The following is a 15,247-nucleotide window of genomic DNA, read 5'->3' as shown; positions in this document are numbered from 1 at the left end:
AAAATTAGAATAATTACACATTTTTTAATAAATTTAAAGTTTAGGATAATCATGCTATTTAACAGTTATGAATTTATATTTATATTTCTACCTATCACTTTCTTCGTATATTTTTATCTAAATTCCAAACGCTTAGGGCATATTAGTAAAGCATTTTTGGTCGTTTCATCGCTATTTTTTTATAGTTGGTGGAATATAATCTACTTACCACTCATATTATTATCAATGATATTTAACTATACTATAGGCAATACTCTTGCAAATAACAAAAGCAAGATCAACACAAAAGCCCTACTCTGTTTAGCAATAACATCAAATTTAGCGTTGCTTGGATATTTTAAATATAGTGATTTTTTTATTTCTAATGTTAATTTTGCTTTTGGATCACATATAGAGCCACTTCATCTAGCCTTGCCACTTGCTATAAGCTTTTTTACATTCCAGCAGATTGCTTATTTGATAGACAGCTACAAAGGCGAAACGAGTGAATATGACTTTTTAAACTACGCTTTGTTTGTCACGTTTTTTCCTCAGCTCATTGCCGGTCCTATCGTACACCATAAAGAAATGATGCCGCAATTTGCAAACAGTAGAAATTTACTAAAAAACTATAAAAATATAGCACTTGGAATATTTATATTTTCTATAGGACTATTTAAAAAAGTAGCTATAGCCGATACTTTTAGCATATGGGCAACAAATGGATTTGATAATGCTGAGGTTTTAACATTTTTTGAAGCATGGGCTACTAGTCTAAGCTACACATTTCAGCTTTATTTTGACTTTAGCGGATATTGTGATATGGCTATCGGGAGTGCACTTTTGTTTAATATTAAACTACCCATAAATTTTAACTCTCCATACATTGCTCTTGATATCCAAGATTTTTGGAGACGTTGGCATATCACTCTAAGTAGATTTTTGCGTGACTATATCTATATACCTCTTGGCGGAAACAGGGGGGGGTACTGGCGTACTTATAGAAATTTATTAGCTACGTTTTTACTTGGAGGTCTTTGGCACGGAGCTGCTTGGACATTTGTATTTTGGGGATTTTTGCATGGAATTGCACTTATCATTCATAGAATTTGGAAAAATTTAGGCTTTTGTCTACCAAAAGTACTCGCATGGATAATTACATTTAACTTCATAAATTTTACTTGGATTTTCTTCCGTGCAAAAGAGTGGGATGATGCACTCAAAGTCATAAAAGGAATGTGTGGATTTAACGGGATTGTCTTACCTATTTCCTTAGAAAATAGATTCGGATTTTTGGACAAATTTAATATAAAATTTGGAGTTTGGCTCACAAATATACAAGGCAATATAGAAACTGTAGTTACTATATTTGCAGCCTTTATAATCATATTATTCTTTAAAAATTCTATGTCTTTGTTAAACACAAAACCAAACCATAAAATAATGCTTATATCAAGTCTTTTATTTGCATATTCTATTTTATCACTCAATAAAATCTCAGAATTTTTATATTTTAATTTTTAAAGGCACTTAAATGAAAAATAAAAGAATAGTTAAATTGTGGTTTTATATAACAATGATTTTGCTCTCTTTCGTATCAATATTAAATTATTATATTGATAGTTTAAATATATTTGGTAGAGATAATTATCTAAATATAGCTGCAAAAAAGCTAACAGAAGGAAATATTATAGCAGGATTAGTTGATTTTGATGAAAGAACTTTTAAGAAAAATACAATATTAAATTTAAAATATGAGCCAAATTTTGTAGCGATAGGAAGCTCAAGAGTAATGCAAATTAGAAAAAATACATTAAAACAACCTTTTTTTCATAATTATGGAGTTTCTGGGGCATCACTAGAAGACTATATTGGTTTAACTTGGATACATTATAAAAAATTCGAAGCATATCCTAAAAATATAATTTTTGGAATAGATCCGTGGATTTTTAACAAAAATAACGACCAAAATAGATATAAGTCAATTGAAGATGATTATTTAACACTAAAGAATATATTTACTGATAAAAAAAGAGTAGAAAAAACTCCGTATAATATATTAAAGTTATTATCCATTGAATATGCAATAAAAAATATTATATCATTAACAAAAGATAAATTTTATATAGTAAATAGTGCAGATGTGGATGCATATTTAAGAGAGCCCGATGGGTCTATATATTATCCGTTTAAATTTAGATATCCAAATCCGGATAATGTAAAGCAAGAAGCTATTAATTATGCGAAAGCAAAACCAGTTTATTCTCTTAGAGAATTTGAACATCTAGATAACACTAAACTATTTGAATCCTTTATTAAATTTTTAATATCACAAGGAATAAAAGTTTATTTTTTTCTTCCACCATATAATCCATATACCTATAATTTATTAATACAAAATCCAAAATACTATATTATCAATAAAGTAGAATTATATTTGAAAGACTTTGCCAAAGCAAATAATATTAAAGTTATAGGTTCATACAATCCAAATATAAATGAACTTAAAAATGAAGATTTTTTTGATGGAATGCATCTTTTAGAAAATGGATATATGAAAATATTTAAAGATTTAAATTAAGCTAGAAGATCTAGCTTAATTCTACCATTTCTTCGGCTCTTTTTAAAAGCTCTTTTGCACCACGTGCTATAAACTCATCTGCAAAGTTTTTTCCAGCTATGGTATAAGCAAGCTTTGGATAAGTCTTGCTATCTCTTAAAATTTCACTTCCATCTATAAGGCCGAGTATCGCTTCTACTTCTATCTTATCACCTTTTAATTTTGCATTTATTCCGATGGGAGCTTGACATCCTCCATTTAATGTATGCACAAAATCTCTTTCTATGGTAGTCTCGACCACGCTTCTTTCATCATTTAAAAACCCTATAGCTTCCAAAATCTCTTTTTTATTCACAGCTTCAATTCCCAAAGCACCTTGTCCCATAGCTGGGATAGTATTGATAGGGCTAGTAAATTTAACTTCATTACTCAGTTCCAAACGATTAATTCCAGCCATAGCAAGGATAATAGCATCAAACTCGCCATTTTTTAGTTTAGCGATGCGCGAATTTACATTTCCTCTAAGAGAAATAATCTCAAGATCGCTTCTGCTAGCTAAAATTTGCATCTTTCTACGAAGTGAAGTAGTACCTACTTTAGCATTTTTAGGAAGTTCTTCAAGGCTTCTATACTTCATACTAAGCATTGCATCTCTTACATCTTCTCTGCTACATACGCAAGCTAGTTTTAAACCATCTGGAAATGTCGTAGGTACATCTTTTAGGCTATGTACTGCTATATCTGCACTACCTTCAAGCATAGAGTTTTCAAGCTCTTTAGTAAAAAGTCCCTTACCGCCTATCTTTGCAAGCGGAGTATCAAGGATAACATCGCCTTTTGTCTTCATAGTGATTATCTCTACGCTATGACCTTTAGATATGAGCAAATCTCTTATGTGGTAAGTCTGCCAAAGCGCAAGAGCACTATTTCTACTAGCAATTCGTATATTCATTTTTAACCTCTTTTTGTTTCATCAATAATTTCGACATCGATCACGTCATCTTTATAGTCTTCTTTGGTGCAATACTCTTCATGAGTAGGTGTTTGCAAATAGCTAATGAGCTTTAATATCAAAGATACACTTATTATAAAAACCGCAAATATATCGCTTAAAATTCCCGGCACCATAAGCAAAAATCCACCGACGACAAGCCCCATAGAGCCAAATACATTTTTTAAGTTCAAATTTTCAAATTTACTATAAAAATTTGAAAATCCATAGCTAAGCACTAAGAAAAATCCAAAAATACCGCTTAAAAACACCTCGCCAAAAAAGTTCAGTATTCCGTATTTTGAGATATAAAGAACCACACAAACCAGCTCGATAACAAAATATGGAAATAGAGAAATTTTCATCATATTATCTCTTTTAATTTACCTAGTATCTCATTTGAGCTTACTTTTACTTTTTCTAGCCCATCTCTTATTATAAGCTCAACTTCTGAGTTTTGCAAACCCTTACCAACTACCACGCCAAAAGGTACACCGATAAGCTCAAAGTCCGCCATTTTTACGCCAAATCTTTCATTTCTATCATCAAGTAAAACTTCAACTCCGCTACTTTCTAGCTCGGATTCTAAATTTAAAGCAAATTCCATCTGCTTGGCGTCTTTGGTGTTTGAAACTATTATATGCACTATAAAAGGAGCACACTCTTTTTTCCAAATGCAGCCTTTTTCATCATGGCTAGCTTCTATCATAACAGCTACAAGTCTGCTTACGCCTATGCCATAGCAGCCCATGAAAAACGGTTTTGATTTGCCATTTTCATCTAAAAATGTAGCACCCATAGCCTCAGAGTACCTTACACCAAGTTGAAATATATGCCCTACTTCTATGCCTTTAGTGATAGACAAAACCCCACCATCAAGCGCTTTATCTCCAGCTCTCACTTCTGCTAGATCCTTAAACCTATCTTTATTGAAATTTATAATATTTACTCCAATAGCGTGATAATCCTTTTCATTTGCACCGCATATCATCTCTTTTTCATTTTCTAATTCATTATCTATATAAAAATCTATATGCTCGTGAAGTCCGACTGGACCACAGTATCCAGGAACTAACCCAGCAGCTATAACTTCTTCTTCGCTAGCGTCACTTAGCTCAAGAGCAGAGCAAGCATTACAAGCTTTTACTTCTTGAAGCTCGTCATCCCCACGCACGAAAAATACTACTATTTTTTCATTATCTTCATAGATAGCCTTTTTTATCACGGCTTTTATAGTATAAAACGGATCTACTTTGAAAAACTCGGCAACTTTAGCTATACTAGAGCAACCAGGAGTAAAAAATTTCTGCATAGAGTTGCTCTGCGGTCTCTCAGCCGTGCAAACTCTTTTTGCTCGTTTTGCAGCTTCTACATTTGCCGCATAGTTTGAAGTATCGCTTATTAAGATATCGTCTTCGCCATTTTTTGCAAGTACCATAAATTCTTTACTACCGCTTCCCCCGATAGCTCCACTATCAGCTTCAACAGCACGGAAATTTAGTCCTAAACGACTAAATATCTTAGTGTAAGTCTTCTCCATAAGATCAAACTCGCGCTTTAGATCAGCTTCGTTTGCATGAAAACTATAACCGTCTTTCATTATAAACTCACGACATCTCAAAAGTCCAAATCTAGGTCTTGCCTCATCTCTAAATTTGAGTCCTATTTGGTATAAATGAAGTGGCAATTGCTTATAGCTAGTGACTTTATCTCTTACTAAATCTACTATGGATTCTTCGTGAGTTGGCGCTAGTAAGAACTCATTATCTTTTCTATCTTTTAAACGCAAAAGCTCTTTTCCAAATTTAAAATATCTCCTACTTTGCTTCCAAAGTTCACCTGGAACCACAAAGCTTAAAGCTACTTCATTTGCTCCTGCTTTATCCATTTCATCTCTTACTATATTTTCAACTTTTCTTAAAACTCTCTTTCCAAGAGGCAAAAAGTTGTATAGTCCGCTTCCTATCTGAGCTACAAATCCAGCTCTTATAAGAAACTGATGGCTAGGCAAAGTGGCATCTTTTGGAGCTTCTTTTGTCGTAGGTATGTATAATTTCGTAAATTTCACTTCAAATCCCCTTCTAAATTCTCATCTTTTTGTATTTTTATGTCAAATAAATATTCTAAATTCGATAAAACATCCTCGCTATTCTTTTCTTTTAGCCTAACACTTGGAGTATGTAAAAACGCTTTAAAAACTTGATGGACAAGCTTTTTAGCCTCATTTTTATCACAATTTTTTATATAGCCTTTTTTTATCGCTTTATCTATTTCTATTATGGCTATATCTTTTGCTTTTTGCCTTAAAGCTTTGATAGCTGGAGTGCTGCTTTTAGAAAGCAGCCACTTAAAAAATGCAGTAGTAGATCTACCTACAATCGCATAAGCTACACTTGCTTGCTCTTCTCTAAGGGCTAAATTTGTCCTTACTATCTCTTCTAAGTCATCTACTGCATAAACGTGAATAAATTCGTTTTCACTGATATCGATGTCTCTAGGAACTGCTATATCAAAAAAGTATCTATGAAAATCTTTAGGCTCTAAAATTTCATCCGTTATGATAGCACTTAAAGCTCCAGTAGCGCTAAATATTAGACGGTATCGATTTACGTATTCGCTTAGTTTTTCTATACTATCAAAACTAGCAAGATCCCCTAAACTCTCAGCTAAGCTCTTGGCTTTTTGTAGATCTCTGTTTAAAACTATAACATTTACTTCCGCATTTATAAGATGCTGAGCGGCTATTCGGCTCATCTCTCCAGCACCTATCACTATAGCAGTCATACCGCCGATATTGCCATAAATTTCTTTGGCTTTAGCTACGGCTACACTTGAAACAGAAACTGGATTTTTACTTATCTGAGTTGAGGCTCTTACTTCGGCTGCGCACTTAAATGCAAAATGTACGGCGCTTGAGATATTATTACCGCAATCTCCGTTGTCATAAGCAAATTTAAATGCCTCTTTAAGTTGTCCTGCTATCTGAGTTTCACCTACTACCAAACTATCAAGTGAGCTTGCAACAGAAAACAGATGGTGGATAGCTCCCTCGTTTTCATATACGTCGGCTCTTAACTCTAGTGCGTCATAAGGAACTAAAGTAATGATAGATATAGAGTTTAGTATATGTTTTGTAGCGATACTAGGATTTATAGCATAAGCAAATATCTCGACTCTATTACAGGTACTAAGAACCATAGATTCGATTATACTTTCATTTGCTCCAATTAGCCTTAATATCTCTCTTTTTTTTTCTGGATCCGAAAAAGAGAGCTTCTCGCGCACCTCGATACTGGTATTTTTATGAGTAAAACTTACACTTACGTAGTTCATTAAAAGTCCCTATCTATCATGCTTGTAACTATGTTTTTAAGCTCACCATTATCGACGGCGCTAGTAGCTTTATTTCCAAGATCTTTTGCATAATTTATACTTAAATTTATTATATCAAACTCATTAAATTTATCTTTTATCCAAGCTATATCAGCACTGTTTAACTCTTTTTTAAAAAGGCTCGTTAGCTTTTCTTTATCATAAGGTAAAAGTTTATCATATAAAAATATATAAGGAAGCGTGGTTTTGCCTTCTTTATAGTCATTCATAGCCGGCTTACCTAGTTTTAGGCTATCTTGTGTGATATCTAGTATATCATCGACTATCTGGAACGCTAGACCTAAATTTTTACCATAAATAGCGTATTTTTGCTCATCAAGACCAGCTAGAACAGCAGCCGACCTAGCACTCGCTTCTATAAGAACGGCTGTTTTTAGATATATCATTTTTAGATATTTTTCTTTGTCTGTATTAAATTTGTCTCCGAGCAAAGTATCCATCATCTCTCCGATGCTTAGTTTGCAAACAGCTTCAGAGACGATATCTGCTATTTTTGTATCAAATTTAACTATCTCGTTAAAACCTTTTGAATATAAAATATCTCCAAGCATTATTGCATTTTTTGTTCCAAAAAGAGCATTTATGCTTGGGCTTCCTCGCCTAACATCACTGCTATCTATAACATCATCGTGGAGCAAGCTTGCAAGATGTATGATCTCTATCACAGCGCAAAGTTTTAAGCTAGCTTCGTTTAATCCTGCTATCTTTAGTATAAGCTTACTTCTAAGCTTTTTACCGGAGTTTATCTTGCTAAACATATTTAAGGCATGATCAAATCCGAGCGACGCGACAAATTCGTTCATTATACTATCTATTTTATCCATTATTCATCTCCGACATTAGGCTCAAAGCGTACATTTACGCGTTTTGCATTATCGTCAATATAAACCATAAAGGTCCCGACGCCCTTTTTAAAATCCTTAAATTCAAGATACAACATAACCTCGCCTTCTATCTCTTTTCTAAGATGCGGTAAAACAATCTGCTTATAAAGTTCAAGTCCGCGTCTCAAACTAAGCATTATCTGGCGTGGATATTTTCTAAATTTAGTATGTAAAACCATATTTGTATCATCAAACAAAGTCCATGAAAACTCAAAAATATCCTCTATACCATCTCTTCTATCGGTTATAAAAACATACGCCTTTTCATCCTTTTTTAGCTCGAATTTTTTGGCATACTCGAAATTAAGCCCAGCGGCATTTAAGCTAAAAAAAGAAAGTAGTAAAAGCCATAATACCCTACTCATTTTGGCTTAGAATATCTCCTGTGATACCGATATAAATGTCATTTAGCCCAAGCTCTACTTTATCTGCGTTTAAAGCTTGATAAGTATGAACATCATCTATATTTATGCCTTTTTGCTCACATAGATCTCTAAGACAAGTAAGCTCTATAAAAAGCTTTTCTATCTCGTTTTCTACTAAATTTCTATTTGCATTAAAAACTATATCAAAAAATTTATCTTTTGGCTCACCACCAAATATATCATCATTAAAATTCAAATTTAAATCCTTAAAATAAAATGAAACTTAATTCTATAATAATTTATTTAAAAAACCCATTAAATAAGGGATTATCTTATAATTTCTCTTTGTCCTTTTGCATTTATAGGACTTAGAATTCCTGCTTGTTCAAGCTGTTCTATTATACTTGCAGCTCTGTTGTAGCCTATCTTAAGACGGCGTTGCAAGTAGCTTATAGAAGTCTTTTCTTCACTTAAAATGATATTTTTAGCTTCTTCGTACAGTTCATCTGTCTCGCCAAGAGCGACTCCTTGTTCACTTGCTTCTACGCCAGAGTCTTTTAAAAAGCTTTCTTCATAAACCACTGGTTGTTGATCTTTTAAAAAATCAACTATATTTTCTATCTCTTTTTCGCTTGCGAATGGAGCGTGCAAACGAACTATTCCAGGACTTCCAGGAGGGGTAAAAAGCATATCTCCTCGTCCTAGCAAACTCTCAGCACCCATTTGATCAAGTATGACTTTGCTATCTATCTTTTGACCTACTCTATAGCTTATACGACTCGGTAAATTTGCTTTGATAAGTCCTGTTACTACATCTACGCTTGGACGCTGAGTAGCTACTATAAGGTGAATTCCGCTAGCTCTTGCCATCTGTGCAAGACGTCCGATATGAAACTCGACTTCTTTTCCGCTTGTCATCATAAGGTCTGCTAACTCATCTATGATAACAACGATAAACGGTAGTGTCTCACCGCCCTCTTTTTTTACTTTTTCGTTGTAAGTTTCGATATTTTTTGTTCTAGTTTGACTCATTATTTTATAACGACGCTCCATCTCAGCAACTAAATTTGCTAAAGCTGCAATCGCCTTTTTAGGCTCTGTTATAACTGGCGTAAGAAGATGAGGTATGTCATTGTAAATGCTAAACTCAAGCATCTTTGGATCTATCATAATAAGGCGTAAAGTCTTTGGAGAATTTCTATAAAGAAGACTTAAAAGCATAGCATTGATCCCCACGCTTTTTCCACTTCCAGTAGTTCCTGCGATGAGAAGATGCGGTAACTTTTTAAGATCTGTAATAAACGGATCGCCGACTATATCTTTACCTAGCGCTATAGTTAGCTCACTTTTTGCATTTTTATAAATTTCGCTCTGCAAAATTTCTTTTAAATAAATAGTTTCAATATTTTTATTTGGTATCTCTATGCCAACAACATCTTTTCCAGGGATCGGTGCTTGAATGCGTATGGTTTGAGCTTTTAAAGCCATAGCAAGGTCATCTTGTAAAGTAAGGATTTTGCTTACTTTTATATGGGCTGCTGGCTTAAACTCAAAAGTAGTAACAACAGGTCCAGAATACGTTCTAACAACATCACCGTCTATCTTAAAGCGGCGAAGTTTATCAAGTAGATCGGCGATCTTTTGATCAATCTCAGACTCATTTACACTTTTTGACCTTTTTGGTGGATCATTTAGAAAATCCAAACTTGGAAGTTTAAAATCCTTTGGCTTTTCTATCTTACCTTTTTCAAGCTGATTTAAAAGCTCTTTATTTTCGGCTACTTCGTTTAAAATTTCTACGCCATTTAGCATTAATGGCTCGTCTTTTATCACATTATTTTGTGAAATCTCATCTTCTATTTTATCTTTTTCTCCGTTTTGAATTTCTTCTAATGGCTCTTTAGTTTTTTGTTTTATTCGCCATTTTTGCTCTAAATTCGGTTCATCTTTTAAATTTGTATTTTCATTTAAATTTGACTTTAGATCGCTGTTTTTTGTACTAAATTTAGATAAATTTGATCCATTTTGTGTATTTGATGACTTTGTTTGTTCTATGAACGCTTTTTTTATAACGATATCAAGCCTATCATCAAAAGCAAGTCCAAATGCAATAAAAAATATCATAAGTATAAAAACTACACTTCCTACACTTCCTATAACAGATATAAGCGAATCTATGATGAACGCTCCTACTGCGCCTCCATAGCTTTTAGAAAACATAGATAAAAGAAGCAAAACAGAAAAGAAAAGTAGTACGGTGCCTACGATATTTCCTACAAATTTCAAATTTAGCTTTTTAAAATTTCTATAGTTTAAAACCGCTGGATATATGAGTAAAAACGGATATACGTAAGAGATAAAGCCAAAAAGTTTATAGTTCCAATTTCCTATAAGATTGCCAACGCTTCCCACAAAAGAAGCATTTGGCAATATAGTAGAAACTCCAAAAAATAGTAAAATACAAATGCTTATAATAAGCCAAATTTCACGTAAAATATCAAATCCTTGATTTAAAAGTTAGCTTATAATTATAACTAAATAATTTTTACATATAGTTTAATAAGCTAACTTGGTTTATCTTAGATGTCGCTTGCAGCATAGCTTGATATCCTATTAGTCTTTGTTGAAACATAATATAAGTCTCACCGTAATCAGCATCCATAATCTCTGATTTTACTGTAGAAACATTGACTTTGAGCGTACTTACTCTATCATTTGTACTAGTAAGTAAATTTGTATATGAACCGATTTGAGTGTGTTGTTTGTTGATATGGTCCTTAAGATGATCTATCTTTTTAAGAGCGCCTTGAACTCCAGTAGTTCTAGGATTTTCCGCGTTAGCATCGGCTCTATAGCTACCATTTCTAACAGCTTGTATCATCTCATCAAGATCTTTAAATATATCTATACTTGGCTCATCAATAGCTATAGCGTTATTTGACGTAAAACTAAATAGAGATCCTTGTTTTGTAGATGTATCTGCTACTACTCTATTTCCTGCTGCGTCTATTATAAAATTACCCGCGTTATCTCTTGCCCACATATCACCAAACTCAGCGCTATTTTCTTCAAACATAGAAATCTCTATATTTGTAGCAGAACCGCTTTTGTCTGTTATTTGCATCTCTCCACGATAATTTAGTCCGGCACTCACGCTAGAGCCAGCGTTATCTACTGCTTTATTGTAAGATGAATACATTGAATTTACAAAATCATTATTGCTAGAAAGAGCGTCTTTTACAGCGCTTTTAGCAGTATTTAGATCGGCTAATGGTAAAGTCAAAGTACCGACAGCCGCGTCTATCGCAGCTTGTACATTTGGATCTGCAACACCTGCTTTTAAGACATTTGCTATACCGGCAGTTGTTGTTATATCTGCATTTGTGAGATTATTTATATTATTTGTAGCAGTTACAGAGTCTCCAGTTGGTAAATTTCCAGCTGCTACCATTGATATAATATCTCCTAGTTGTTTATAGCTTATATCATTCGCTTCTGTTTTAACGCCGTCTGTTGTTTTTGTAACATCGTTATATTTTCCAGTATATATATTTCCGCTATAGACTGGATTTGTTCCTGGTATCTCTTCAAAGTTCGCATCGACTCTTGTTATGCTTAGAGTAGGATAATTTGTAGGAAGATTTGAGTTTGCATCCGTAAAGTTTATCTGAACTTTATAGTTATTTCCATCTTTAGAATGAATATTCATAGTTATATTGCTATTTGGATCCGCTTTTAGATCTCCACCGGCTACCTCACTAAGCTTTGTAGCATCTGTAGCAAATTCATTTGTATTTTTCACGATTTGAGATACATTTCCTGTTAGCACATTACTATTTTTTTCAAATCTTAGTTCATTATAATCAGCGCTTGTACTTTTTGCTCCAGTACTAGTGGTAAATCCGCTTTTTATAAACTCGGTCATATAAACTAAACCGTTTTTTACATTCTCTTCTATATTATCAAGATTTGTTAAATTTGCCGATGATACCCATTTTCCATTCTCATCTCTGCTACCTTTTGCAGATAGGGCTTGCGCATTTGCCTTGTCGTAAGCTTTAAAGTCGCCTGCATCTACTCCACCTGCAAAATCAGCAGGATTTAATACAAATTTATCCCCTGTCAAATTTATATTATTTGTAGTGTTTGTAACACCTGTAGCTTTATTTGTCGCATCTACTTTCATAGTACCATCGGCATTTTGAGTTATAGTGTACTTCATACCAGTAGTAGTTGTACTATCAAACACTAAAGAATTACCGTCTTTTTTTACATTGAAGTCAGCATGGCTTGCTGGATCTATCACTATATCTTTATCGCCTACTGTATATGTTTCAACATTCTCAGCGTCAGTAAGTCCAAATATGCTAAAATCCATAAGTTGATTACCACTTTTTAGATCTTTTACTTCTATTTGTCCACTGTTATTTATACTAACATCGACTATTTTATTTTTACCATTTTTATCATTGCCTAAAGCGTAACCTATATTATCAAGCAAGCTTTGCACACTAGAATCAGCGGACATTTTAAATTTAGTAGCAAACGTTTCACCGTTTGGTTTTCTTCCTTGCATAAAAAATGTCGTATCGGCTAATTTTGTAGTATCGGTAAAATCGGTATCTGGGTTCATATTGCCTATTTCATTTTTAAGCGCTTCAGAGCGATAGTTTCCACCTATGATATCTTTTAGTTGATTATCTGCCGTGACGTAATTAGTAGCGGCGTTATCTCGAATTTTATCTATATTATTTACAAGTCCTATGTTTGTCGTCAAGATATTTTTATAGTCATTGTCTTTTCCCAAAAATAGAGTATAGCCGTCTATATTGTACGCAGTAGTTTGGTTAGGACCTATATTTGCAGATATTTGCTTGTTATTTCCTAAATAATTTCCAAGTGAATCGATAGGCTTCGTATCAAGCGCCGTTCCTGAAAATAAAAATTGACCGTTTATAGAACTATTTGCTATATTTATCAGATGAGTTTTTATACTTTCTAAATCATTTGCTATAGCATTTCTTGATGTTTCATCGTGTATATCGTTTGCTGCTTGGATAAGTTTTGTCTTGAAATTTTCAAGTTGTTTTACGAAATCATTTAACGCTTGATCAGAGTTTTTTGAAAATTCGGTAGCTTTTGTAGTAGTTTCCTTGACTTGTTCAAGTAAATTTATCTCATACTCAAGTCTTGTTCCATCTACATAAATTCCACTATCATCGTAGGAGTTTTGAATTTTTAATCCACTGTCAAATCGCTGATTTAAATCATAAATATCTTTTAAGCTTGTTTGATAGTTTGAAAGCGTGTTGTAGCTTGTTAGTTGATTTGTAATTCTCATTTTATCTCCTAAATCTTTTTATAAATTTACTCAAGCAATTTAAGTTCCACTTGAGTAAATCGACAGTTTTAAATTTTAGATAAATATGATAAAAATATAATAAAAAGAAATAAAGGCTAAATTTAGCCCCAAATTTAGTTTGAGGCTTAAAGTCCCATAATATTTTTTATAACAAGATATCCGACGGCAGAACCTATCATAGAAACAGGTAAAGTGATGATCCAAGCAAGTCCGATAGGCTTTAGCATACCCCAATTTGCATTGCGATTGTAAACCCCAATACCCAAAACTGCACCGATAAGAACGTGAGTAGAACTGATAGGAAGTCCCATTTTGGTAGCGATAAGTATAACTATACTAGCGGCGAGTTCAGCGCTAAAACCAGTAGTAGGAAGTATCTCGGCAAGTTTTGAGCCAACTGTAGTGATAACTTCTTTACCTAAAAACCAAAGCCCAACTACAAGAGCTATACCAAATGTCGCCATAGCAACACCAGGAACAGGAGAGCTTTCATTTATAGAGTTGTTTTTCAAAACATCAAGAATCGCAGCAAACGGACCTACTGCGTTTGCTATATCGTTTGCTCCATGAGAAAATGCAAATGATGAAGCCGTAAATATCTGAAACCAGCCGAAAATTCTATTTATACTTTTTTGCGGGCTATCTTTTTTCATCAAATTTACTATAGCAAAGCTAGCTAGATATGCCGCGATACCTATAACAAAAATGATCCATAAAGTCTGGATAGAGCTCAGGTTGAAATTCAGATGTTTTAAACCTTTAAAAAGCATACTCCCAGATATGATCATAGCTGCCACGCCAGCTACCATAGGTATATGAGCGCGCATAAAAAATGTCGTATCAAAGCTCTTTTCGCGCTCTTTCATAGATTTTATCTTATTTCTAAATTCACACTCGCTACCCTCACACTCTTCTTCATCGGTAATGGCGATCCGTCTAAGCTCTCTTATCTGCTCAGCTTCACTTTTGTTTGATAGATCTTTTATGTATTGATCTTTGTATAGCTTACGCTCTCTTTTTATAGATTTTAATTTGCCTTGTAAAATAGTAGAAGGAATAATGATCTTTGACTTGATGTAGCCAAATATAAGATACGAAACAACTCCACCCATTATAGGAGACACGACCCAGCTAAGAGCGATACGTCCTATCTCGCTCCACTGTACCATTTCAAACGCCCTGCCATTACCATAATACACAAAACCCATAGTAAGTCCAGCTCCAACTATACCACCTACTATAGAGTGTGTCGTAGAGACGGGCAAACCTTTTTTTGTAGCTACAAAAAGCCACGCACCAGCACTAAACAAAGACGATATCATAACCACTACAAAACTCATAGGATTTATGATCTCATCTGGGAGGGTGACTATGCCGCTTCTAATAGTATTTGTAACTTCTGCTCCAGCAAAAACTGCACCGCTTAGTTCAAAAACTGCTGCAATGATAAGAGCTTGTTTGATAGTAAGAGTCTTAGCACCAACGCTAGTTCCAAATGAGTTTGCAACATCGTTTCCACCGATATTGAAAGCCATAAATAGACCAAAAACGCTTGCTAAAATGAATAATAATAGATGATTACTAGGAATATAACTATAACCCCACATAAAAAAAGCAACAACTGAAATTACGAAAAATGTAAGTGCAAAGAGATTATCTCTTGACAAAAAACACCTCCAAAATTATATTTTGTATTATAGCTTTTTGTTCTTA

The 15,247-nt window shown here is 33.7% G+C and carries 11 protein-coding genes and 2 pseudogenes; 2 read left to right on the top strand and 11 right to left on the bottom strand.

All coding sequences use genetic code 11. The features are described from left to right. The first annotated feature begins 51 nt into the window (after positions 1 to 51). The gene (locus CHHT_RS04280) at positions 52 to 1,503 is read left to right on the top strand and encodes an MBOAT family O-acyltransferase (RefSeq protein WP_064019733.1); all 1,452 of its coding nucleotides are present in this window, start codon (positions 52 to 54) and stop codon (positions 1,501 to 1,503) included. A 10-nt stretch (positions 1,504 to 1,513) separates the two neighbouring features. After that, entirely contained in the window at positions 1,514 to 2,560 is a 1,047-nt protein-coding gene (locus CHHT_RS04275; RefSeq protein WP_034961401.1) for a hypothetical protein, read from the top strand. Positions 2,561 to 2,570: 10 nt separating this feature from the next. On the opposite strand, the gene hemC is transcribed toward CHHT_RS04275, so the two are convergent. From hemC to CHHT_RS04225, 11 genes and pseudogenes are all read right to left on the bottom strand, one after another. Next, a complete protein-coding gene (hemC, locus tag CHHT_RS04270) occupies positions 2,571 to 3,491 on the bottom strand; it encodes a hydroxymethylbilane synthase (protein WP_034961402.1) in 921 nt (306 codons plus the stop codon). A gap of 2 nt (positions 3,492 to 3,493) precedes the next feature. After that, on the bottom strand, positions 3,494 to 3,898 hold the full coding sequence (locus tag CHHT_RS04265) for an FxsA family protein (RefSeq protein ID WP_034961403.1): 405 nt from the start codon (positions 3,896 to 3,898) through the stop codon (positions 3,494 to 3,496). Next, positions 3,895 to 5,598: a proline--tRNA ligase gene (locus tag CHHT_RS04260; RefSeq protein WP_034961404.1), complete on the bottom strand. Its 1,704-nt coding sequence runs from the start codon at positions 5,596 to 5,598 to the stop codon at positions 3,895 to 3,897. Before CHHT_RS04260 ends, CHHT_RS04265 begins: the two co-directional genes overlap by 4 nt. Continuing rightward, positions 5,595 to 6,863: a glutamyl-tRNA reductase gene (gene hemA, locus CHHT_RS04255; RefSeq protein WP_034961406.1), complete on the bottom strand. Its 1,269-nt coding sequence runs from the start codon at positions 6,861 to 6,863 to the stop codon at positions 5,595 to 5,597. Before hemA ends, CHHT_RS04260 begins: the two co-directional genes overlap by 4 nt. Beyond that, positions 6,863 to 7,747 carry a polyprenyl synthetase family protein gene (locus tag CHHT_RS04250; RefSeq protein ID WP_034961407.1) on the bottom strand — a complete coding sequence of 295 codons (885 nt, stop codon included), beginning with the start codon at positions 7,745 to 7,747 and terminating at the stop codon, positions 6,863 to 6,865. The genes hemA and CHHT_RS04250 overlap by 1 nt, the downstream gene beginning before the upstream one ends. Beyond that, positions 7,747 to 8,172: a hypothetical protein gene (locus tag CHHT_RS04245; protein ID WP_034961408.1), complete on the bottom strand. Its 426-nt coding sequence runs from the start codon at positions 8,170 to 8,172 to the stop codon at positions 7,747 to 7,749. The genes CHHT_RS04250 and CHHT_RS04245 overlap by 1 nt, the downstream gene beginning before the upstream one ends. Next, entirely contained in the window at positions 8,165 to 8,428 is a 264-nt protein-coding gene (locus tag CHHT_RS04240; protein ID WP_034961409.1) for a DUF2018 family protein, read from the bottom strand. The genes CHHT_RS04245 and CHHT_RS04240 overlap by 8 nt, the downstream gene beginning before the upstream one ends. 71 nt (positions 8,429 to 8,499) lie before the next feature. Further along, a pseudogene (locus tag CHHT_RS04235) lies at positions 8,500 to 9,957 on the bottom strand (DNA translocase FtsK); the annotation flags it as partial. Positions 9,958 to 10,323: 366 nt separating this feature from the next. Further along, positions 10,324 to 10,584, bottom strand: a pseudogene (locus CHHT_RS09395) (DNA translocase FtsK); the annotation flags it as partial. Positions 10,585 to 10,717: 133 nt separating this feature from the next. Continuing rightward, a complete protein-coding gene (locus tag CHHT_RS04230) occupies positions 10,718 to 13,513 on the bottom strand; it encodes a flagellin N-terminal helical domain-containing protein (RefSeq protein WP_064019731.1) in 2,796 nt (931 codons plus the stop codon). Positions 13,514 to 13,659: 146 nt separating this feature from the next. After that, positions 13,660 to 15,201 (bottom strand): inorganic phosphate transporter, encoded by a 1,542-nt coding sequence (locus tag CHHT_RS04225; protein WP_064019730.1) that lies wholly within the window; start codon positions 15,199 to 15,201, stop codon positions 13,660 to 13,662. Positions 15,202 to 15,247 lie beyond the last annotated feature (46 nt).

This window comes from Campylobacter hyointestinalis subsp. hyointestinalis (genome assembly GCF_013372145.1).
Taxonomy (GTDB): Bacteria; Campylobacterota; Campylobacteria; order Campylobacterales; family Campylobacteraceae; genus Campylobacter; species Campylobacter hyointestinalis.
This window is presented reverse-complemented; position numbering and strand designations above follow the sequence as displayed.

What these genes read in the sequence shown, in the direction of transcription:
- CHHT_RS04275 (WP_034961401.1), top strand. Translation starts at nt 1,514, where the DNA reads ATGAAAAATAAAAGAATAGTTAAATTGTGGTTTTATATAACAATGATT.
- CHHT_RS04230 (WP_064019731.1), bottom strand. Translation starts at nt 13,513, where the DNA reads ATGAGAATTACAAATCAACTAACAAGCTACAACACGCTTTCAAACTAT.
- hemA (WP_034961406.1), bottom strand. Translation starts at nt 6,863, where the DNA reads ATGAACTACGTAAGTGTAAGTTTTACTCATAAAAATACCAGTATCGAG.
- CHHT_RS04265 (WP_034961403.1), bottom strand. Translation starts at nt 3,898, where the DNA reads ATGATGAAAATTTCTCTATTTCCATATTTTGTTATCGAGCTGGTTTGT.
- hemC (WP_034961402.1), bottom strand. Translation starts at nt 3,491, where the DNA reads ATGAATATACGAATTGCTAGTAGAAATAGTGCTCTTGCGCTTTGGCAG.
- CHHT_RS04250 (WP_034961407.1), bottom strand. Translation starts at nt 7,747, where the DNA reads ATGGATAAAATAGATAGTATAATGAACGAATTTGTCGCGTCGCTCGGA.
- CHHT_RS04245 (WP_034961408.1), bottom strand. Translation starts at nt 8,172, where the DNA reads ATGAGTAGGGTATTATGGCTTTTACTACTTTCTTTTTTTAGCTTAAAT.
- CHHT_RS04280 (WP_064019733.1), top strand. Translation starts at nt 52, where the DNA reads ATGCTATTTAACAGTTATGAATTTATATTTATATTTCTACCTATCACT.